The sequence below is a fragment of the Caulobacter sp. BE254 genome (genome assembly GCF_031457295.1).
Classification (GTDB): domain Bacteria; phylum Pseudomonadota; class Alphaproteobacteria; order Caulobacterales; family Caulobacteraceae; genus Caulobacter.
On sequence record NZ_JAVDWJ010000005.1, the window covers coordinates 211,741 to 229,267 of the forward strand.

Genomic DNA, 17,527 nt, shown 5'->3' on the forward strand with positions numbered 1-17,527 from the left:
GCCTTGGGACAGCGACGAACCCGCCCCTGGCCGCCTCACAGCCCCTTGACGATCCCCTCGACCATCTTCTTGGCGTCGCCGAACAGCATCATGGTGTTGTCGCGGAAGAACAGCTCGTTCTCGACGCCGGCGTAGCCGCTGCTCATGCCGCGCTTGATGAACAGTACGGTGCGGGCCTTCTCGACGTCCAGGATCGGCATGCCGAAGATCGGGCTCTGCGGATCGGTCTTGGCGGCCGGATTGGTGACGTCGTTGGCGCCGATCACGAAGGCCACGTCGGCGGTCGAGAACTCGCTGTTGATGTCCTCCAGCTCGAACACCTCGTCATAGGGGACGTTGGCTTCCGCCAGCAGCACGTTCATGTGGCCCGGCATGCGGCCGGCGACGGGATGGATGGCGTACTTCACCTCCACGCCCTCTTCCTTCAGCTTGTCGGCCATTTCGCGCAGGGCGTGCTGGGCTTGCGACACGGCCATGCCGTAGCCGGGGACGATGATCACCTTGCTGGCGTTCTTCATGATGAAGGCCGCGTCGTCGGCCGAGCCCTGCTTGACCGGACGGGTCTCGACCTTGCCGGCCGGACCGGCCGCCGCGTCGGTCGCGCCGAAACCGCCCAGGATCACCGAGATGAAGCTGCGGTTCATGCCCTTGCACATGATGTAGGACAGGATCGCGCCCGAGCTGCCGACCAGGGCTCCGGTGATGATCAGGGTGGTGTTCTCCAGCGTGAAGCCCAGGGCCGCGGCGGCCCAGCCCGAATAGCTGTTCAGCATCGAGACCACGACCGGCATGTCCGCGCCGCCGATCGGGATGATCAGGGTGACGCCGATCAGCAGGGCCAGGGCGAAGATCCCCCAGAAGGCCCAGATCGCGTGGCCGCCGCTGACCACCAGCACCACCACCAGGGCGACGATGGCCAGGGCGATGACGATGTTGATCAGGTGGCGGGCCGGCAGCAGGATCGGCGCGCCGCCCATGTTGCCGTTCAGCTTGGCGAAGGCGATGACCGAGCCGGTGAAGGTGATCGCGCCGATGGCCAGGCCCAGCGACAGCTCGATCAGGCTGTTGAGGTGCACCTGGCCGTCAGCGCCCAGGATGCCGTAGGCCGCCGGGGTGTAGATCGCCGCCACGGCCACCAGGCAGGCGGCCATGCCGACCAGGCTGTGGAACGCCGCCACCAGCTGCGGCATCGAGGTCATGGCCACCTTGCGGGCGATCACCGCCCCCACCGTGCCGCCAACCGCGATGCCGCCCAGGATCAGGCCGATGGTCACGGGGTCCAGCGCGCCCTGCTTCCAGAGCGTGGCCAGGGTGGTCAGCACGGCGATGCCCATGCCGATCATGCCGTTGCGGTTGCCCGCCTGGCTGGTCACCGGGCTGGACAGCCCGCGCAGGGCCAGGATGAACAGCACCCCAGACACGATGTAGAGGATGGCGGCGAGATTGGCGTTCATGTCAGGTCTTGGCCCCCAAGAGCGGCGACGAGGAAAGCTGTGGCGCGGCGTTGACGCCGAACCGTGGCGGATGGCCCGAAGGCAGGCCGGAGAGGTCGTAGCGCGACGGCTCGTAGTGGTTGGCCGCCGTGTAGGGCGCGGCGAAGCGGGCCTGGCCATCGGGCCCGGCCAGTTCGTCCTCGCGCACGAAGAAGGCGTTGGCGCCCGACAGATTGCAGCCGACCAGGGCGTAGCCCTTGGCGCGGCCCAGGACCTCCAGGCTGGTCAGGCTGGCGCTGTGATAATTGCCGCCATCCCAGACCCTGTCGGCCTTGTACTGCGCGACGAAGGCGACGGGCGGCGGATAGGCGGCGTTGTATTCGATGATCACGACGCGCGGGCGCACGGCGGTGATCGCCTGCCAGATCCAGTAGTCGTTGCCGTCGATGTCGATCGACAGCAAGTCGACGCTGGCCGGCTGGTCGACGGTCCCGCCGGCCCAGGGGCCCAGCAGGGCGTCGATGTTCTCGGCCGTGACGAAGGCCTTCTGGACGGTCAGCCGCCCCTGCCCCACCGCCACGGCGTGGTGGCCCTTGGCGGCCTCGACATACTTGTCCGAGCCGTCCAGCCACAGGCCGCTCCAGCCGGCCATCAGCAAGAGAGCCGTGTTGCACTCCACCCCGGCCTGGACGCCGAACTCGATGAACCGCCGGTCGCCCTCGCCGATGCGGTTGAAGATCTCCAGGACGATGCCGTCCTCGTCGTTCTGACTGTAGGTCTTGCGGCCATGGGCGATCAGCCGCCCAGGCTCACGGGCCCGGGGCGAGGCGCGCAGCTCGTCCCACCACCGCTCCAGCGCGATGCGCCGAAGGCTGTCGGACCGGTTGGCGATTTTCTTGATCGCGCTGAACATGCTCAGGCGCCCTCGCCTGCGCGAGCATCGGCCCGGCGTTCGAACCAGGCGGCGATGGCGTAGATGAGCAGCCCCCCGGCCCAGAGCCCTCCAAAGATCATTCCCCAGCGAAGCACTTCGTCACGCCCATCGACGAACCAGACGGTCCAGAGGCGCGCGGCCAGCAGCATAAGCACGCCGGCGACCTGAACGATCGCCGCGACCCGTCCCTTGAGAAGCCATCCCATCCCGAAGACCGCCAAGCCGGCGTAGCCGAGCACTGCGGCCGCGACCGGCGGCGGTGTGGGCGCCAGGAGCAGCACCACCAAACCCACGACCAGCAGACGCGGCGCCGCTTTGGCGACCCACGAGCGAGACAGCCGTCCCCCGACGATCGCGCCGCTTAGCACCATCGACAGCAGGCCGCCGGCGACATAGAGCGCGAACGGCAGGATGTACCAGATAAGGTCCATCGGATGAGGCCCCGGGCGCCGCCCGCCTATTTCTTCTCTTTCTTCTTGTACATCGCCAGCATCCGGTTGGTGACCAGGAAGCCGCCGAAGATGTTGACCGCGGCGAAGGCGGCGGCGATGGCGCCGGCGCCCTTGGAGATCCAGGTCGAGGCGGCGACCGTGCCGCCGTCCAGGTCGGCATGGGCGCCGTGCGCGGCGGCGGCCAGCAGGGCGCCGACGATGATCACCGACGAGATGGCGTTGGTCACGGCCATCAGCGGGGTGTGCAGGGCGGGCGTCACGCTCCAGACGACGTAGTAGCCCACGAAGATGGCGAGCACGAAGATCGCCAGGCGGAACACGGTGGGGTCGACGGCTTCCATCTCAATCCCTCTCTTGAGCGCGGTGCGACCGCCCTCGTCCTTCGACAAGCTCAGGATGAGGGCGGAATGAACCGCCCTTGCCCTGAAACCTCATGCTGAGCCTGTCGAAGCACGAGGTTTCACGCAATGAATTAGCCGGCCAGCAGCGACGGATGCACCACGGCCCCGCCCTGGGTGACCAGGGCCGCCTTGAGGATCTCGTCCTCGAAGTCGGGGGCGAAGGCGCCTTCCTTGTTGAGGAACAGGCCCGACAGGGCGAACAGGTTGCGGGCGTAGAGCGCGCTGGCGTCGGTGGCGATGCGGCCGGGCAGGTTGGGGATGCCCAGGATCTTGACGCCGTTGGCCGTGACCGCCGTCTCGCCCAGCTTGCCGCCGACCACGTTGCCGCCGGCTTCGATGGCCAGGTCGACCAGCACGGAACCCGGCTTCATCGACGCCACCTGCTCGGCGCTGACCAGCTTGGGGGCTGGGCGGCCGGGGATCAGGGCCGTGGTGATGACGATGTCCTGCTTGGCGATATGCGAGGAGACCAGCTCGGCCTGCTTGGCCTGGTATTCCTTCGACATTTCCTTGGCGTAGCCGCCGGCGGTCTGGGCGTTCTTGAACTCCTCGTCCTCGACGGCCAGGAACTTGGCGCCCAGGGACTCGACCTGTTCCTTGGTGGCGGGACGCACGTCGGTGGCGGTGACCACCGCGCCCAGGCGGCGGGCGGTGGCGATGGCCTGCAGGCCGGCCACGCCCACGCCCATGATGAACACCTTGGCCGCGGCGACGGTGCCGGCGGCGGTCATCATCATCGGCAGGGCCTTGCCATAGGCCTCGGCGGCCTCGATCACGGCGCGGTAGCCGGCGAGGTTGGCCTGGGAGGACAGCATGTCCATCACCTGGGCCCGGGTGATGCGCGGGATGAACTCCATGGCCACGCCGCTGGCGCCGGCCTTGGCCAGGGCGTTCAGCGTGTCCTTGTCCTGGTGCGGATTGAGCGCGGCGGCGACGATCGCGCCCTTTTTCAGGGCCGCGATCTCGGCGGCTTCGGGGGCGCGGACCTTGAACAGGACGTCGGCGTCCTTCAGGGCCTCTTTCGCCGTCTTGGCCAGCTTGGCGCCGGCCGCCTCGTAGTCGGCGTCCGGATACGAGGCCGCGATCCCCGCCCCAGCCTCGACCACGACCGACCAGCCGGCCGCGGCCAGCTTCTTGACGGTCTCGGGCGTGGCCGCGACCCGGGTTTCACCACCGCGGGTCTCTTTCGTGACGGCGATAACGGCCATCGGCATACCCCTCCCAGGAACGCTGCTTGCTCCGACGAGCTTGCGCGTCTCTCTAGGGGATGTTCTTGCCCGATGTCGAGCCTTACGCTCGCGTTAGGGGCAAAAAAATACCGATGTCTACCGGTGTCAGTGGGCCGAGGCGGGCTTTTCGCGCAGGAACACGACGCCGAGGACAGCCAGCACGATTCCCGGGATCACGCCGCCGATGAAGCCGGCCGAGGTGCAGAACCACAGGGTGATGGTCAGCAGCAGGCTGGCGATCGCCAGCGAGCCCCACTTGGTCATCTTGCCGAAGGCTTCGAAGGTCGCGGACTGTTCGTGGATGTCCATTTCACCGCGTTGGTAGTCGCCGGCCATGTCAGTTTCCTAGGTGGAATTAAAAAACGCCCCGCCGCTTACAACGTGCGAGCCGTCGGCTCAAGCGGCCGGGATGTCGCGGTTGGTCCAGGCCTCGTCGATGAACCGCGTTCGAACAGCGCTGACGGCCTGGTCGACCGAAATATCGGCGATCCGCCCTTCTCCGCCGTCGAGCCGGGACAGCCAGCGCGAATAGGCCGGCACGGGGCTGGTGCCCATCAGGCCGATCGCTGGGCGGCCGACCGAGGCGGCGACGTTCAGCGGTCCGGAGTCGTTGCCCAGGAACCCGGCCGACAGGGCGATCAGGGCGGCGGCCTGGTCCAGCGGCAGGTCGCAGGCCAGGACGTCGCGGCCGGGCGGCAGGGCCTCGAGCGTCGGCTTCAGGCGAGGCGCGTCGTTGGGTCCGCCCAGCCAGAACACGGTCGGGAACAGGTCGGCCAGGCCTTGCGAGACGGCGGCGAAACGCTCGGCAGGCCAGGTGCGGGCCGGTTCGCTGGCCCCGACGCCCAGCACCAGCCAGGGACCGGGCAGGTCGCCGAACCGCGCCTTGATGGCCTTGACAGCCCGCTCGTCAAGCTTGAGGCCCGGCTCGCGGCTGTCGACCTTCAGGCCGTGCAGGGCCTCGAAGGCGGCCAGCTTGTCCAGCCGATGGTTGGGCCTCATGGCCTTGGGCAGGAATGGGCCTTGCAGCCATTGCTCCTGGCTCTTGTGACCCAGGCCGAAACCGCGCCGCTCGGGCACGCCGGCCAGCCAGGCGGCCTGGGCCGGGCGGCCGATCTTCTCCAGGATCCACACGGCGCGGGGCTTCACCGCGCGGCAGATACGCCAGAAGTCGAGAACCTCCCGCACGCCCTTCAGCGGTCCCGAGAAATGCCGGGCATAGACCACGCGGCTGATCGTCGGCTCGACGGCCAGCACCTCGGCGGCGCGGCTGGACGGCCGGGCGGCCAGCACCACCTGCCCCTCGGGCGTGGTCGCGGCGATGGCCCGGAAGGTCGGCAGGTGCCACATCAGGTCGCCGATGCCGCGATCGGGCGCGTAGACGAGGACGGGGCCGGGTTGCTGGGCGGTCATGAGACGGGCTTAGCGGGCGCTTGCGAGGTTGTCATCTCGCCCTCCCCTTTCAACCGTCATTCCGGGCCTTGTGCCCGGAACCCCTCTATCCGCCGCACGTGTAGGAATGTGGCGCGCCAGCGCGCCAAGGCGGCGCACCGTCGGCTGAACCAGGGGTTCCGGGCACAAGGCCCGGAATGACGGTTATCTATTGGAACCGCAGAGGCTCCCTACCCCCACCCCGCCAGCAGCTCCCTCAGCCCCGCCACGAAGGCCAGCGGCTGGTCGACCATCACGTGGTGGTCGGCATCGGGGATCGGCACGCGCAGGACGTCGTCGGGCATCTCGCCGACCATGTAGTCCAGGGTCTCGGCATGCATCAGGGCCGAGCGCTCGCCCCACATCAGGGCCGCGGGACAGGCGATGCGCGGCAGCAACAGGCCCAGGTCCGGCATCGAAAACCGCTGCCAGATGGCAGGATCGAACTTCCAGGTCCAGCCGCCCTCGACCTCTTTCAGCGAGCCCCGGGCGATGTGGTCGGCGATGTAGAGGTTCTCGCAGCCCTGCGGCGGAGCCAGGCGGAAGCGGCTCAGCGCCGCCTCCAGGGTCGGATAGACCCGATTGGCGGCGTCTGGGCGCGGGGGCGGGCCGCGCCAGCGCTTTTCCGGCGGCTGGATGCTACTGTCGACCATGACGATCCCGCGCAGCCGGTCGGCGTGCTCGACGCCGCAGTAGAGGGTGGGAAAGCCGCCGAACGAGTGGCCGACCAGGATCGGCTTCACCCCGCCCGCGTCCAGCTGCGCGGCCTCGACGGCGGCGAAGACCTCGGCCGCGAACAGCTGGGCCGAATAGGCCGGCCGCCAGTCCGACTCTCCCATGCCCGACCACGAGATCGCCGCCACCCGCCAGTCGTTCGCGAAGAACGGCGCGATGAAGCTCCACCAGTCGGCGTGGGCGCCGTTGCCGTGCAGGAACAGCAGGCCCGGCTTGCCGACCTCGCCCCAGGTCAGCAGCTCGATCTCCGCGCCCTCGACGAGGATGCGCGAGCGCTCGGGGGCGATGGCGATCCCCGCCTCGAACCAGGCCGGAGCCGGCGGTCGCTCGCCCAGGAACGGGCCGAGCAGCGAGGCGGGCGCGGGTTGGTCGTCGGCCATGGCTCAGGCCTTTTCCGTGTAGGCGGTCTCGCCTGGACGCGGCGCGCGCGGGGCCAGGGCCTTGAAGATCCCCGTGCCGGTCATCAGGGTCCGCTCGCCGGTCCAGATGCGGCCGCGCACGGTGAACACCAGGTCCTGCTCGACGATCAGTTCACCCTCTCCCTCGACGAAATCGCCGAGCTGGGCTCCCGACAGGAAATCGCAGTTCAGCCGCACCGTGACCCAACTGTAGGACTTCCGCAGCGAGATGATCCGTCCCCAGGCCATGTCGGCGAAGCTCATCAGCATGCCGCCGTGGCAATTGCCCAGGCCGTTGGTGTGGTGCTCCTCGACCCGGAAGCCCAGGGTCGCCTCGCCCGGCCCGGCGCGCTGCTCGTACAGCGGCCCGATCTGCCGGCCAAAGCCGCGCGACCAGTTGAGCAGGCTGTAGCCCTCGGGAAGGGCCGCGGCCTGGGCGTCGGTGAGATCGTCGGACATGGGCAAAGTCTAACGAGCGTTTGAAGCCTGGCAAGCGCGACGCTGGGGAAGCCTGGGACGACGTCGCCGCAGTCCGTGTAAGGACGGGGCGGCCGCCGGCGTCTAACCTTTCGAAAACGGGGCGGACCATGGGCGCTGGACGACAGGAGGACGAGGCTTTCGCGGCGTGGCTGGCGCCGCACCTGGGCGCGCTGCGCCGAACGGCCCGCGCCTTCGCCGAGCCGGCCGACCAGCACGACCTGATGCAGGAGCTGATGCTGGCGGTCTGGCGGGCCCGCCCGCGCTTTCGCGGCGACAGCGCCGACACCACCTTCGTCTACCGCGTCGCCCACAACACCGCCCTGACCTGGAAGCGCGGCGAGACCCGTCGTCGCCGGCGGCGCGAGGCGATCGAGGCCGAGATGGCCCTGCGGCTGGAGGCGGACGATACGCCGGAGGCCGGCCTGCTGGACCGGCTCTACGACGCCATCCGCACCCTGCCGCCGCTGGACCGCTCGCTGGTCCTGCTGTCGCTGGACGGCCAGCTCTACGCCGAGATCGCGTGCGTGCACGGTCTCAGCGAAACCAATGTCGGCGCCCGGCTCAGCCGAATCCGCCGACGGCTCTCGGACCTCGTGGAGGAGCGCGCCGATGGAGTTTGAGCGTCTCGAACAGGCCTGGCGGTCCCAGGCCAACACCCCCGACCAACAGGCCCAGGCCTATCTGATGGAGCAACTGATGCACGCGCTGAAAGCCCGCCGCCGCGGCGAGATCCTGCTGTTCGCCATCCCCGTCGCGGCCATGACCCTGTTCACCGCCATCGCCGCGCGCTCGATCCTGATCGGCCAGACCGATCTTGGCCGCGAGTGGGGCGCCCTGGCCATGCTGGGCGTCTGCTGGGCGATGCTGGCGGCGGTGGCGGTCGCCGCCTTGCGAGCCCGGCGCCCCCCGGGCGACGGGTCGCCGGTGCGCCAGGCGCTGGAGGCCCTGCTGGCCGCCAACCGCCGGGCGCGGGTCAACTACCGGATCTTCTGGATGAGCCTGCCGGTGTTCCTGGTCCCCCTGCTGGTCGCCGTGGTCCAGCTGAACCAGGTCGGCAAGACCACCGACCGCGACATGGGCCAGATGCTGCTGGCGTTCGGCGTCGCCCTGGGCGCCAGCGTCGGCTGGAACGCGCTGAGGTTCTTCCGGGTGCTGAAGCCGGAACAGCGGCGGCTGGAGGGTTTGCTAGCGGAGTATCGGGAGTAGGTCGCGGGGACGCCCCCTCCGTCGGCTTCGCCGCCACCTCCCCCGTTTCACGGGGGAGGAGAAGGTTGCGCCGGACTCTCCTCCCCCGCAACGCGGGGGAGGTGGCGCGATGCGAATACGCATCGTGACGGAGGGGGCGTCCCCCTACCCCGCCACCGCCCCGAACTTCCCCGCGTTGTAGTCGTCGATCGCCTGGACGATCTCCTCGCGGGTGTTCATCACGAACGGGCCGTGGGCGAAGACCGGCTCGCCGATCGGCTGGGCGTGACCCAGCAGGGCCACCGCCCCGGCGAGCGAGTCGAACGCCACCGCGTCGCCGTCGTCGTTTAGCTCGACCAGGTTCCAGCGCGGGGCCGCCTGGCCGCCGACGACGATCTCGCCGGACACCACATACAGGAACACCGCCCGCCCTGTGGCCACCGGCAGGGTCACCGCCCCGCCCGGCGCCAGGCGCACGACGCTCATCTCGATGCCGATCAGCGACGGGAACGGCCCGACCACGCCGTCGACCGCGCCGGAGATCACCTCGATTGTCGCGCCATCGGCCTCGACCTTGGGGATCGCGTCAGCTTGCAGGCCCAGATAGTTCGGATCGGTCATCTTCAGCCGACCCGGCAGGTTGACCCACAGCTGCAGGATCTCCAGCGGTCCGCCCGCCTGCTTGAAACTGGCCGGCGACAGCTCGGCATGCACCAGGCCGCGGCCGGCGGTCATCCACTGCACGCCGCCCGGCCCGATGACGCTTTCGTGGCCGCCGCTGTCGAGGTGCGAAAGCTCGCCCTCCAGGATGAAGGTCACGGTCTCGAAGCCGCGATGCGGGTGCGGTCCGAACGGCAGGCCGCGATTGTCGGGCGGATAGACCTGAGGGCCGTGGTGGTTGAGGAACAGGAACGGATCCAGCTGCGCGATCGCCGGCCCGGGTAATGGCCGCCGGGTGGTCAAGTCGCCGATGTCGTCGCGCTGGGCGGGATGGAGGCGCTTGAGGGTGCGAGGGGTCATGTCCGGGTTCCTTCTCCTCACCCGCAAAGCGGGGGAGGTGGCGCGATGCGAATACGCATCGTGACGGAGGGGGCGTCGTGGTGATTGAGGGAGCGTCGTGCGGCGGCCGGACGCCCCCTCCGACCGCTTCGCGGCCACCTCCCCCGTTTCACGGGGGAGGAGATCACGCCACCCCCGCCGCGCTGAGCACCGCCGCCTGCCGCTGGGCCAGGCCCTCTTCCGAGAACCCCTCCAGCGAGCGCTCGAACAGCGCCCTCCAGTTATGCCGGGCGCCCAGGTGCAGGAAGGCCGCGCCCAGGCCGATGGCGGCGCGGTCCATGAACACGAACTCGCGGGGGATCAGCACCGGGCCCTTCGCCTTCAGGGCCTGGCGCACCTTGAGGGCTTCGCGGCGGCCGTATTCGCCAGGCGGCACATCGTCGGCGACGCTGCGCACCCGGTCGTCAAGCAAGGGACCGTAGATGAACCTGGCCCAGACGTTCAGCACGTCGACAAGGTCGTCATTGAGGTTGGCGAAGCCCCAACTGCGATAGGCCTCGACCTGCTCGGCCCGGTCATCGTTCGAGAGCGCGCGATACAGCCGCACCACGCCGCCTACGAACTTCGGCGGGAAGATGCGGATGCAGCCGAAATCCAGCAGGTTCAGATGCGACGCGCCGTCGCTACCCTCGGGGCCGCCGAAGGTGTAGTTGCCCAGGTGCGGATCGCCGTGGATGATCCCCAGGTGCGTCATCGGGCTCCACCAGGCCTCGAACAGCAGGGCGGCGATGCGGTCGCGGGTCTCCTGGGGCGCGTCCTTGAAAGCCAGCAGGCCCCGCCCCTCCAGCCAGGTCATGCTGAGCAGGCGCCGGGTCGACAGCGCCGCGACCGGCTCGGGCACACGGATGTCGTCGCGGCCGGTGAAGAAGCCGCCATAGACGGCCATCAGCCTGGCCTCGCGCTCGTAGTCCAGCTCCTCGCGCAGCCGGTCGCCGACCTCGACGATCATCTCGGTCGGGTCAATCGAGCCGTCCATTCGCTTGAACAGGCCGATCAGGGCGCGCAGCTGGCCCAGGTCGCTTTCGACCGCGCTCTGCATGTCCGGATACTGCAGCTTGACCGCCAGGGCGCGGCCGTCCGGGGCGACGGCGCGGTGCACCTGGCCCAGGGAGGCGGCGGCGGCGGCCTCGTGCTCGAAGCTCCGGAACCGGCCGGCCCAGTCCGGCCCCAGCTCGGCGGCCATCCGACGGCGGACGAACGGCCAGCCCATGGCCGGGGCGTTGGTCTGCAGTTCGGCCAGTTCGGCGGCGAACTCCGGCGGCAATAGGTCCGGCACCGTGGCGAACATCTGGGCCGCCTTCATCAGCGGACCCTTCAGGCCGCCCAGGGCCGCCTTCAGCGCCTTGGCGTTGCGGGCGTCGGCGCTGTCGCCGCCGAACAGGCTGTTGGCGCCGTAGCTGACCGCCGCGCCGGACAGGCCCGCCCCGACCCTGGCGAAGCGCGACATGCGGCCGGCCAGGCGATTGCGTTCGGGGTCTTTCGAGGGATCGCGCGGATCGTCAGCCATCGCCTAGCCGAACTGCCGGGAGTCGTAGAAGAAGCGCTCACGAACGATCCTGTCGCCCTCCCAGACCTGGTGGGTCAGCTCCTCGAACCGAAGCGTCTCGCCGGCCTTGTTGGTCATCAGGAACACCCACTGGATGACGACAGTGTCGCCGTCATGCAGCACCATGACCGCCGGCTGGGTGTCCATCTTCGACAACCGCGCCAGGGCGGCCGCCTCGTGCGCGACCAGGACGTCGCGACCCACGCGCGGCGGGGCGTTGTTCTCCTGCATCGAGGCGTGCGGCGCGTAGAAACGCTCGATCGCCTCGACATGCTCGTTGCGTTCGACGGTGGCGATGAACTCCGCCAGACGTTCCTTGGTGGGCATTTAGGTTCCGATCACACGAGGGCTTCGAATTCGTCCACCAGGCGCTCCAGCTGGGCGCAGCCCGCGGCCCAGAACGCCTTTTCGCGCGGGTTCAGGCCGAAGGGCTTGAGGGCCTCGACATAGGTGCGGGTTCCGCCGGCCGCCAGCAGGTCCTCGTAGAGCGGGGCGAAGGTCTCCGGGTCCTCGCGGCGCTTCTCCATCAGACCCCGCACCAGCAGGTCGCCGAACGCGTAGGCGTAGACATAGAACGGCGCGTGCACGAAGTGGCTGACATAGGCCCAGTAGTGCTCGTAGCCTTCGTTCAGGGTCACGGCCGGACCCAGGCTCTCGGCCATCACCTCGACCCACAGCCGGCCGATCTGGTCGGGCGAAAGCTCGCCGTCCTTGCGGGCCTCGTGGAAGCGTCGCTCGAACCGGTGGAAGGCGATCTGGCGAACCACGGTGTTGAGCCCGTCCTCGATCTTGCCGGCCAGCAGCCCCATGCGATCCTTGGGCGTCGCCTCGGCCAGCAGGCGGTCGAACACCAGGCCTTCGCCGAAGATCGAGGCGGTCTCCGCCAGGGTCAGGGGAGTGTCGGCCAGCAAAGTGCCCAGCGGCGCGCACAGGGTCTGGTGCACGGCGTGGCCCAGCTCATGGGCCAGGGTCAGCACGTCGCGCCGCTCGCCCATGTAGTTCATGAACACATAGGGGTGCCGCTCGGCGGTGACCGGATGCGAATAGGCGCCCGACTGCTTGCCGGCCCGAGGACGGGCGTCGATCCACGGCCGGTCGAAGAAGGTCCGGGCGGTATCGGCGAACTTCGGGGCCAGGGCCTGGAAGCTGTCCAGCACCACGGCCTTGGCCTGGGTCCAGTCATAGGTGCGCGGCGCAGCGGCGGTCAGCGGAGCGTTGCGGTCCCAGTAGTCGAGGGTCTCGCGGCCCATGACCTTGGCCTTCAGGGCGTAGTAGCGGTGCGACAGGCGCGGATAGGCCTCGACCACCGCCTGTTCCAGGACGTCGACCGCGTCGGCGTCGACCTCGTTGGCCAGGTGGCGCGACTGGGCGGGGCTGTCGAACCGACGCCAGCGATCCTCGACCTGCTTTTCGAAGGCCAGGGTGTTGAGCACCAGCCCTTGGGTCGAGGCGCGGTCCTCCAGCGCCTTGGCCAGGCCGTCGGCGGCGGCCTTGCGGCGCTTGCCGTCGGGGTCGGACAGGCGGTTCAGGGCCTCGGGCAGGGTCAGGGTCTCATCGCCGACCTTGGCTTGGAGCTTGGCCAGCGTCTCGTCATACAGCCGCACCCAGTTGCTGACGGCCGGACCGCGGTCGACGATGTAGCGCTCCAGGTCGGGCGTCAGTTCGTGCGGACGCGACAGGCGCAGGCGGCGCAGCCAGGGAACCCAGCGGGCCGCGGCCGGGTAGGCCTTCAGCGCCGCCTCCAGCTCGCCGTCCTCAAGCTGGTTCAGCTCCAGCGAGAAGAACAGGCTCTCGGCGGCGATGGCGGACGAGCGGGCCCGAAGGTCGGCCTCGAACTTGGCCCAGGCCGGGTCGTCGCGGGCGGTCGAGGCGGCCAGGCCCGCATAGGCCCCCACGCCCCACAGGCCATTGGTCGCCTGCTCGTACAGCCGGATTCCGCGATCCAGCAGCACGCCTAGGCGCTCGGGCTCGCCGCGGGCCTGGAGGAACAGCCCCTCCAGCGAGGCCAGTTCGTCATTGGCGGCCTTGGCGGCGGCCAAGTCGGTCTCGATCCTCGGATCGTCGCGACCGGCATAGAGGTCGGCGAGGTTCCACTCGGGCAGGGTTTCGGTCTTGAAGGGCGCGTTCATGGCCAAGGGATATGGCCCCGCCGAAAGACGCGCGCAATCGTCGCCGTGGGCTTTCCGTCGCGAGGGCGGCTCGCCGCATTACCGCGATTTAAAGGGCGCGGCGGCGAGTCGCGCCTTAGGATACCGCCGGTCGGCGAGGGCCGCCGTAGAGGAACCGGGGACGAGGGGCGCATCGATGATCAGGATCGCCGCTTCCGTCGCCCTGGCCGTGAGCCTGGTCGCCGCGCCATCCGCGATGGCGACCGACAAGCCCCAGCCGATGGGCTGGCTGGCCCAGACGCTCCGCAGCGCCGTGGTGTTCCACAGTTGCACCGAGCGGCTGAAGGAGAAGTTCAACATCGGACCGTTGGACGGCATCGACATCACCCACATGGATTCCGACGGCGACCCGGCCGGCGTCATGGACGTCAGGTTCGAGGCCGTCACGATCGAGAAGAAGACCCAGCGCAAGAGCCGCTTCGTCGGCGTCTGCCATGTCGGTCGCGAGGGCGAGACCCGGATCGACGCGCGCCTGGTCAGTCAGAACGGCGGCGCAGTTCGCCGCGTCCCGCCAGGCAGGATCGCGGGCTGAGACGACGGATCGTCACACCCCGTTAAGGGCGATCGTTAACCCCTGACTCACGTCTCCGAAACCCGGTCTTTACCCCGCGCCTGTATCACTCTGAACCAACAAGAGCCTTGTCCCATGTCGGACGCGGCCGGTTCTAACGGGTGTCTGCAAATGACCAAGACGGTTCTCGTCGTCGACGACGACCCGACTCAACGGCGGCTGATCCAGGCCGTCCTCGAGCGCGAAGGCTTCTCGGTCTCGCACGCCGAGAACGGCGACGCGGCCATGGCCCACCTGGCCAGCGGCGCGCCCGTGGACGTCGTGCTGCTGGACCTGGTGATGCCGGGCCTGTCGGGCCAGGACACCCTGAAGGAGATGCGGGCGCGCGGCTATGCGCAGCCCGTGATCGTCCTGACGGCGAGCGGCGGCGTCGACACCGTGGTCAAGGCCATGCAGGCCGGCGCCACCGATTTCTTCATCAAGCCGGCTTCCCCCGAGCGGATCACCGTCTCGATCCGCAACGCCCTGTCGATGGGCGACCTGAAGGGCGAGGTCGAGCGCCTGACCAAGCGTGCCGGCAACCGCACCACCTTCGCCGACCTGATCGGAACCTCGCCGGCCATGAGCCTGGTCAAGCGCATGGGCGAGCGGGCGGCCAAGAGCTCCATTCCCATCCTGATCACCGGCGAGAGCGGGGTCGGCAAGGAGCTGATCGCCCGCGCCGTGCACGGCGGCTCCGAGCGGGCCGGAAAGCCCTTCGTGGCGGTCAACTGCGGGGCCATTCCGGAAAACCTGGTCGAGTCGATCCTGTTCGGCCACGAGAAGGGCAGCTTCACCGGCGCCACCGACAAGCACCTGGGCAAGTTCAAGGAGGCCGACGGCGGCACCCTGTTCCTGGACGAGGTCGGCGAACTGCCGTTGGACATGCAGGTCAAGCTGCTGCGCGCCCTGCAGGAAGGCGAGATCGACCCGATCGGCTCCAAGCGCTCGCAGAAGGTGGACGTGCGCATCGTCTCGGCCACCAACCGCGACGTCGCCCACGCCGTGTCGCAGGGCCGGTTCCGCGAGGACCTCTATTACCGCCTGAACGTCTTCCCGATCGAGGCCCCGTCCCTGCGCGAGCGCCGCGAGGACATTCCGGCCCTGGTCGAGGCCTTCGTCCGTCGCTTCAACGTCGAGGAAGGCAAGCGGGTGGTCGGCGCCGCGCCGGAGACCCTGAAGATTCTCGCCGGCTTCGACTGGCCGGGCAACGTCCGCCAGCTGGAGAACGCGGTCTATCGCGCCATCATCCTGGCCGACGCGCCCTATCTGCAGCCCTACGACTTTCCGGCCATTTCGGGGATCGTCGCGCCGCCTCCGGAAGCCATGACCCCGGCCGCCGTCCAGCCCGACCTGCCGACCGTGCTGCAGGCCGCCCACGCGGCCATGGCCCGTACGCCGGCCCCGGAGTCGCCGGTCCGCATCCTCGACGACCGCGGCCACCTGCGGACGCTGGAGGAGATCGAGCGCGACCTGATCCAGCACGCCATCGAGGTCTATGCCGGCCACATGTCGGAGGTGGCCCGCCGCCTGGGCATCGGCCGCTCGACCCTTTACCGCAAGGTCCGCGAACAGGGCATCGATGTGGATCTGAAGGAAGCGTCGTAGGGGCGCCTGCCCCCAAACGGGTCTGTCATCCCGGACGAGCGCGCAGCGCGAAGATCCGGGACCGACGCGTGAACTCGGCGCTTCCGGCGGTCCCGGATCGGCGGCCTTCGGCCTTGTCCGGGATGACAGCCGTCTTTAGTCGTCGTCTTCGGCCACGACTTCAGGCGCCCGTCCGCGCCGCCCGAAGCCCTTGCCGCGCGACATCGGCTTGCGCTCGCCCTTGGCCTTGGCGGCGATCTCCTTGAGCTTGATGGTCTGGTTGACCGACATGGCCTGACCGGCGCCGCCCTTTTCGGGGTCGCCGAACGCGCGGCCGTAGGTCTCGATGCGCTGAGCGACCGAGCCCAGGAACTCGCCTTCCCACTCCGACAACTGGATCCCGGCCTTGTCGGCCGTGCGCTGGGCGCGCTTGAGCGCGTTGAGAGCGGCCTTGCGGGCCTGGGCTCTGGGATCGGGCGGCTTCTTGGCGCGCATGGCCGCAGACTAGCGGGCGTCGGCGGCGGGACGCACGCGGAAAAACGCCAGGTTCAACGATTGGGGACGCTCGCATGCGAGCGTCCCCAGCCGGTAATCAGATCTCGCCGATGGCCGACAGGTACAGGTCCAGGATCGCGTCCTCTTCCTGGCGCTTGGCGCGGTCGGTCTTGCGCAGGCGGACCACCTTGCGCAGGATCTTGACGTCGAAGCCGTTGCCCTTGGCCTCGGCGTAGACCTCCTTGATCTGCTCGGCGATCTCGGTCTTCTCGACTTCCAGGCGTTCGACCCGGTCGATGATGCTCTTCAGCTGGCCTTGGGCGGTGGAGTTGAGCACGTCGGCGTGCGGGGCGGCGTCGTCGGCCATGAAATGTCTCGCGAGGCGGGAAACGGGAGGCGCGGAACCTAGTGGCAACGGGCCGCGAGTGGAAGCTGGATTCAGCGCCCTTCCACACGTCCGCGCGACACTTCGGCCAGGGCGGCCAGGTCGGGGGTTTCGCCCTCGCCCGCCAGCAGCGCCTCAAGGCCGTTCTCGACCAGGTCGGCCAGCGGCAGGGCCAGGCCCTTCTCGTCGCCAGCCGCCTGGGCCAGCCGGACGTCCTTCAGCGCCAGGTCTGCGGCGAAGCCCGGCGGGTGGTAGCGCCCCTCGGCGATCATGCCGCCGTAGATCTTGTAGATCGGGGCGGCGAAGATGGTGCTGGTCAGCACCTCCAGCAGGTCGGCCGCCGGCACGCCGTGGGCCGCGCCCAGGGCCGTGGCCTCGCCCATGGCCTCGACGGCCGCGACGATCATCAGGTTGCCGGCGATCTTGACGGCATTGGCGCGGACCGGGTCCTCGCCCATCGGCCAGACCTTGGCGGCCAGCGCCTCCAGCACCGGCAGGGCCGCGGCGACGGCGTCGGGCGTGCCGGCCGCCAGCAGGTTCAGCCCGCCCGCCCGCGCCACCGGCGGCCGACCGAACACCGGCGCGGCCACATAACCCAGGCCAAGCTCCGCGTGCCGGTCCGCCAATTCGCGCGCGAAGGCGGTGGAGATGGTGGCGAGATTGACGTGGACCAGGCCCGGCCGGGCCCTCGGCAGGGCCTCCAGCAGGACGTCGCGGATCGCCTGGTCATGGGCCAGGATCGACAGGACGATGTCGGCCTTGAGGGTTTCCTCGACGGTGGCGGCGACCCTGGCGCCCTGGGCCGCCAGTTCGGCGGCCGGTCCTGGCGAGCGGTTCCAGACCGTCACGGCATGGCCCTTCTCCAGCAGGTTCCCGACCATGGCCTTGCCCATGGCGCCCAGGCCGATGAAACCGATGTGCATGGGGTGACTCCGAAAAGGCTCACGCGGAGCCAATCCTCCGCCCCATCCTGAGCTTGTCGAAGGACGAGGCGGACGCACCGCGCCAGGCGCCCTCGTCCTTCGACACGCTCAGGATGAGGGCTACTTAGGCGTCGGCGCG

General features: G+C 69.3%; 20 protein-coding genes. 4 read left to right on the plus strand and 16 right to left on the minus strand.

Annotation, left to right across the window (positions count from 1 at the left end; all coding sequences use genetic code 11):
* Positions 1 to 35: 35 nt before the first annotated feature.
* The 9 genes from J2X41_RS11755 to J2X41_RS11795 all read right to left on the minus strand — a co-directional run bounded on the left by J2X41_RS11755 (position 36) and on the right by J2X41_RS11795 (position 7,469).
* Positions 36 to 1,454, minus strand: coding sequence for an NAD(P)(+) transhydrogenase (Re/Si-specific) subunit beta (locus tag J2X41_RS11755; protein WP_310082043.1), 1,419 nt, complete (start codon positions 1,452 to 1,454; stop codon positions 36 to 38).
* A 1-nt stretch (position 1,455) separates the two neighbouring features.
* Positions 1,456 to 2,346 (minus strand): hypothetical protein, encoded by an 891-nt coding sequence (locus J2X41_RS11760; protein WP_310082044.1) that lies wholly within the window; start codon positions 2,344 to 2,346, stop codon positions 1,456 to 1,458.
* Between the two features lie 2 nt (positions 2,347 to 2,348).
* A complete protein-coding gene (locus tag J2X41_RS11765) occupies positions 2,349 to 2,798 on the minus strand; it encodes a hypothetical protein (protein WP_310082045.1) in 450 nt (149 codons plus the stop codon).
* 26 nt (positions 2,799 to 2,824) lie between these two features.
* The gene (locus J2X41_RS11770; RefSeq protein ID WP_310032239.1) at positions 2,825 to 3,160 is read right to left on the minus strand and encodes a proton-translocating transhydrogenase family protein; all 336 of its coding nucleotides are present in this window, start codon (positions 3,158 to 3,160) and stop codon (positions 2,825 to 2,827) included.
* A gap of 131 nt (positions 3,161 to 3,291) precedes the next feature.
* The gene (locus J2X41_RS11775; RefSeq protein ID WP_310082046.1) at positions 3,292 to 4,434 is read right to left on the minus strand and encodes a Re/Si-specific NAD(P)(+) transhydrogenase subunit alpha; all 1,143 of its coding nucleotides are present in this window, start codon (positions 4,432 to 4,434) and stop codon (positions 3,292 to 3,294) included.
* A 120-nt stretch (positions 4,435 to 4,554) separates the two neighbouring features.
* Positions 4,555 to 4,785, minus strand: a complete 231-nt coding sequence (locus J2X41_RS11780; protein WP_310082047.1) for an aa3-type cytochrome c oxidase subunit IV — start codon at positions 4,783 to 4,785, stop codon at positions 4,555 to 4,557.
* A 60-nt stretch (positions 4,786 to 4,845) separates the two neighbouring features.
* Positions 4,846 to 5,859, minus strand: a complete 1,014-nt coding sequence (locus J2X41_RS11785; RefSeq protein ID WP_310082048.1) for a glycosyltransferase family 9 protein — start codon at positions 5,857 to 5,859, stop codon at positions 4,846 to 4,848.
* Between the two features lie 209 nt (positions 5,860 to 6,068).
* Positions 6,069 to 6,992 carry an alpha/beta hydrolase gene (locus J2X41_RS11790; protein ID WP_310082049.1) on the minus strand — a complete coding sequence of 308 codons (924 nt, stop codon included), beginning with the start codon at positions 6,990 to 6,992 and terminating at the stop codon, positions 6,069 to 6,071.
* Between the two features lie 3 nt (positions 6,993 to 6,995).
* Positions 6,996 to 7,469: a PaaI family thioesterase gene (locus tag J2X41_RS11795; RefSeq protein WP_310082050.1), complete on the minus strand. Its 474-nt coding sequence runs from the start codon at positions 7,467 to 7,469 to the stop codon at positions 6,996 to 6,998.
* 128 nt (positions 7,470 to 7,597) lie between these two features.
* Here J2X41_RS11795 and J2X41_RS11800 point away from each other — a divergent pair, with 128 nt between their 5' ends.
* Positions 7,598 to 8,110 carry an RNA polymerase sigma factor gene (locus J2X41_RS11800; protein ID WP_310082051.1) on the plus strand — a complete coding sequence of 171 codons (513 nt, stop codon included), beginning with the start codon at positions 7,598 to 7,600 and terminating at the stop codon, positions 8,108 to 8,110.
* Positions 8,100 to 8,696 carry a hypothetical protein gene (locus J2X41_RS11805; protein ID WP_310082052.1) on the plus strand — a complete coding sequence of 199 codons (597 nt, stop codon included), beginning with the start codon at positions 8,100 to 8,102 and terminating at the stop codon, positions 8,694 to 8,696. Before J2X41_RS11800 ends, J2X41_RS11805 begins: the two co-directional genes overlap by 11 nt.
* 144 nt (positions 8,697 to 8,840) lie before the next feature.
* Here J2X41_RS11805 and J2X41_RS11810 read toward each other — a convergent pair whose 3' ends face one another.
* From J2X41_RS11810 to J2X41_RS11830, 4 genes are all read right to left on the minus strand, one after another.
* Positions 8,841 to 9,695, minus strand: a complete 855-nt coding sequence (locus tag J2X41_RS11810) for a pirin family protein (protein WP_310082177.1) — start codon at positions 9,693 to 9,695, stop codon at positions 8,841 to 8,843.
* A 163-nt stretch (positions 9,696 to 9,858) separates the two neighbouring features.
* Positions 9,859 to 11,241, minus strand: a complete 1,383-nt coding sequence (locus J2X41_RS11820) for an AarF/UbiB family protein (RefSeq protein ID WP_310082053.1) — start codon at positions 11,239 to 11,241, stop codon at positions 9,859 to 9,861.
* A 3-nt stretch (positions 11,242 to 11,244) separates the two neighbouring features.
* Positions 11,245 to 11,607, minus strand: a complete 363-nt coding sequence (locus J2X41_RS11825) for a nuclear transport factor 2 family protein (RefSeq protein WP_310082054.1) — start codon at positions 11,605 to 11,607, stop codon at positions 11,245 to 11,247.
* 11 nt (positions 11,608 to 11,618) lie between these two features.
* Positions 11,619 to 13,409, minus strand: a complete 1,791-nt coding sequence (locus J2X41_RS11830) for a M3 family oligoendopeptidase (protein ID WP_310082056.1) — start codon at positions 13,407 to 13,409, stop codon at positions 11,619 to 11,621.
* 175 nt (positions 13,410 to 13,584) lie between these two features.
* Here J2X41_RS11830 and J2X41_RS11835 point away from each other — a divergent pair, with 175 nt between their 5' ends.
* Positions 13,585 to 13,980, plus strand: coding sequence for a hypothetical protein (locus tag J2X41_RS11835; RefSeq protein ID WP_310082058.1), 396 nt, complete (start codon positions 13,585 to 13,587; stop codon positions 13,978 to 13,980).
* A 150-nt stretch (positions 13,981 to 14,130) separates the two neighbouring features.
* Positions 14,131 to 15,606 (plus strand): sigma-54 dependent transcriptional regulator, encoded by a 1,476-nt coding sequence (locus J2X41_RS11840; RefSeq protein WP_310082059.1) that lies wholly within the window; start codon positions 14,131 to 14,133, stop codon positions 15,604 to 15,606.
* 135 nt (positions 15,607 to 15,741) lie between these two features.
* On the opposite strand, the gene J2X41_RS11845 is transcribed toward J2X41_RS11840, so the two are convergent.
* From J2X41_RS11845 to J2X41_RS11855, 3 genes are all read right to left on the minus strand, one after another.
* Entirely contained in the window at positions 15,742 to 16,080 is a 339-nt protein-coding gene (locus tag J2X41_RS11845) for a hypothetical protein (protein ID WP_310082060.1), read from the minus strand.
* 97 nt (positions 16,081 to 16,177) lie between these two features.
* Complete coding sequence (locus J2X41_RS11850) at positions 16,178 to 16,447, minus strand: DUF2312 domain-containing protein (protein WP_018112952.1); 270 nt, start codon at positions 16,445 to 16,447, stop codon at positions 16,178 to 16,180.
* Positions 16,448 to 16,518: 71 nt separating this feature from the next.
* On the minus strand, positions 16,519 to 17,388 hold the full coding sequence (locus tag J2X41_RS11855) for an NAD(P)-dependent oxidoreductase (protein ID WP_310082061.1): 870 nt from the start codon (positions 17,386 to 17,388) through the stop codon (positions 16,519 to 16,521).
* Between the last annotated feature and the right edge of the window lie 139 nt (positions 17,389 to 17,527).

Excerpts from the sequence above, each read along its gene's own strand:
- J2X41_RS11855 (WP_310082061.1), bottom strand. The coding sequence starts at position 17,388 with ATGCACATCGGTTTCATCGGCCTGGGCGCCATGGGCAAGGCCATGGTC.
- J2X41_RS11785 (WP_310082048.1), bottom strand. The coding sequence starts at position 5,859 with ATGACCGCCCAGCAACCCGGCCCCGTCCTCGTCTACGCGCCCGATCGC.
- J2X41_RS11760 (WP_310082044.1), bottom strand. The coding sequence starts at position 2,346 with ATGTTCAGCGCGATCAAGAAAATCGCCAACCGGTCCGACAGCCTTCGG.
- J2X41_RS11765 (WP_310082045.1), bottom strand. The coding sequence starts at position 2,798 with ATGGACCTTATCTGGTACATCCTGCCGTTCGCGCTCTATGTCGCCGGC.
- J2X41_RS11840 (WP_310082059.1), top strand. The coding sequence starts at position 14,131 with ATGACCAAGACGGTTCTCGTCGTCGACGACGACCCGACTCAACGGCGG.
- J2X41_RS11780 (WP_310082047.1), bottom strand. The coding sequence starts at position 4,785 with ATGGCCGGCGACTACCAACGCGGTGAAATGGACATCCACGAACAGTCC.
- J2X41_RS11820 (WP_310082053.1), bottom strand. The coding sequence starts at position 11,241 with ATGGCTGACGATCCGCGCGATCCCTCGAAAGACCCCGAACGCAATCGC.
- J2X41_RS11835 (WP_310082058.1), top strand. The coding sequence starts at position 13,585 with ATGATCAGGATCGCCGCTTCCGTCGCCCTGGCCGTGAGCCTGGTCGCC.
- J2X41_RS11830 (WP_310082056.1), bottom strand. The coding sequence starts at position 13,409 with ATGAACGCGCCCTTCAAGACCGAAACCCTGCCCGAGTGGAACCTCGCC.
- J2X41_RS11800 (WP_310082051.1), top strand. The coding sequence starts at position 7,598 with ATGGGCGCTGGACGACAGGAGGACGAGGCTTTCGCGGCGTGGCTGGCG.
- J2X41_RS11850 (WP_018112952.1), bottom strand. The coding sequence starts at position 16,447 with ATGGCCGACGACGCCGCCCCGCACGCCGACGTGCTCAACTCCACCGCC.
- J2X41_RS11795 (WP_310082050.1), bottom strand. The coding sequence starts at position 7,469 with ATGTCCGACGATCTCACCGACGCCCAGGCCGCGGCCCTTCCCGAGGGC.
- J2X41_RS11805 (WP_310082052.1), top strand. The coding sequence starts at position 8,100 with ATGGAGTTTGAGCGTCTCGAACAGGCCTGGCGGTCCCAGGCCAACACC.
- J2X41_RS11825 (WP_310082054.1), bottom strand. The coding sequence starts at position 11,607 with ATGCCCACCAAGGAACGTCTGGCGGAGTTCATCGCCACCGTCGAACGC.
- J2X41_RS11790 (WP_310082049.1), bottom strand. The coding sequence starts at position 6,992 with ATGGCCGACGACCAACCCGCGCCCGCCTCGCTGCTCGGCCCGTTCCTG.
- J2X41_RS11755 (WP_310082043.1), bottom strand. The coding sequence starts at position 1,454 with ATGAACGCCAATCTCGCCGCCATCCTCTACATCGTGTCTGGGGTGCTG.
- J2X41_RS11810 (WP_310082177.1), bottom strand. The coding sequence starts at position 9,695 with ATGACCCCTCGCACCCTCAAGCGCCTCCATCCCGCCCAGCGCGACGAC.
- J2X41_RS11775 (WP_310082046.1), bottom strand. The coding sequence starts at position 4,434 with ATGCCGATGGCCGTTATCGCCGTCACGAAAGAGACCCGCGGTGGTGAA.
- J2X41_RS11770 (WP_310032239.1), bottom strand. The coding sequence starts at position 3,160 with ATGGAAGCCGTCGACCCCACCGTGTTCCGCCTGGCGATCTTCGTGCTC.
- J2X41_RS11845 (WP_310082060.1), bottom strand. The coding sequence starts at position 16,080 with ATGCGCGCCAAGAAGCCGCCCGATCCCAGAGCCCAGGCCCGCAAGGCC.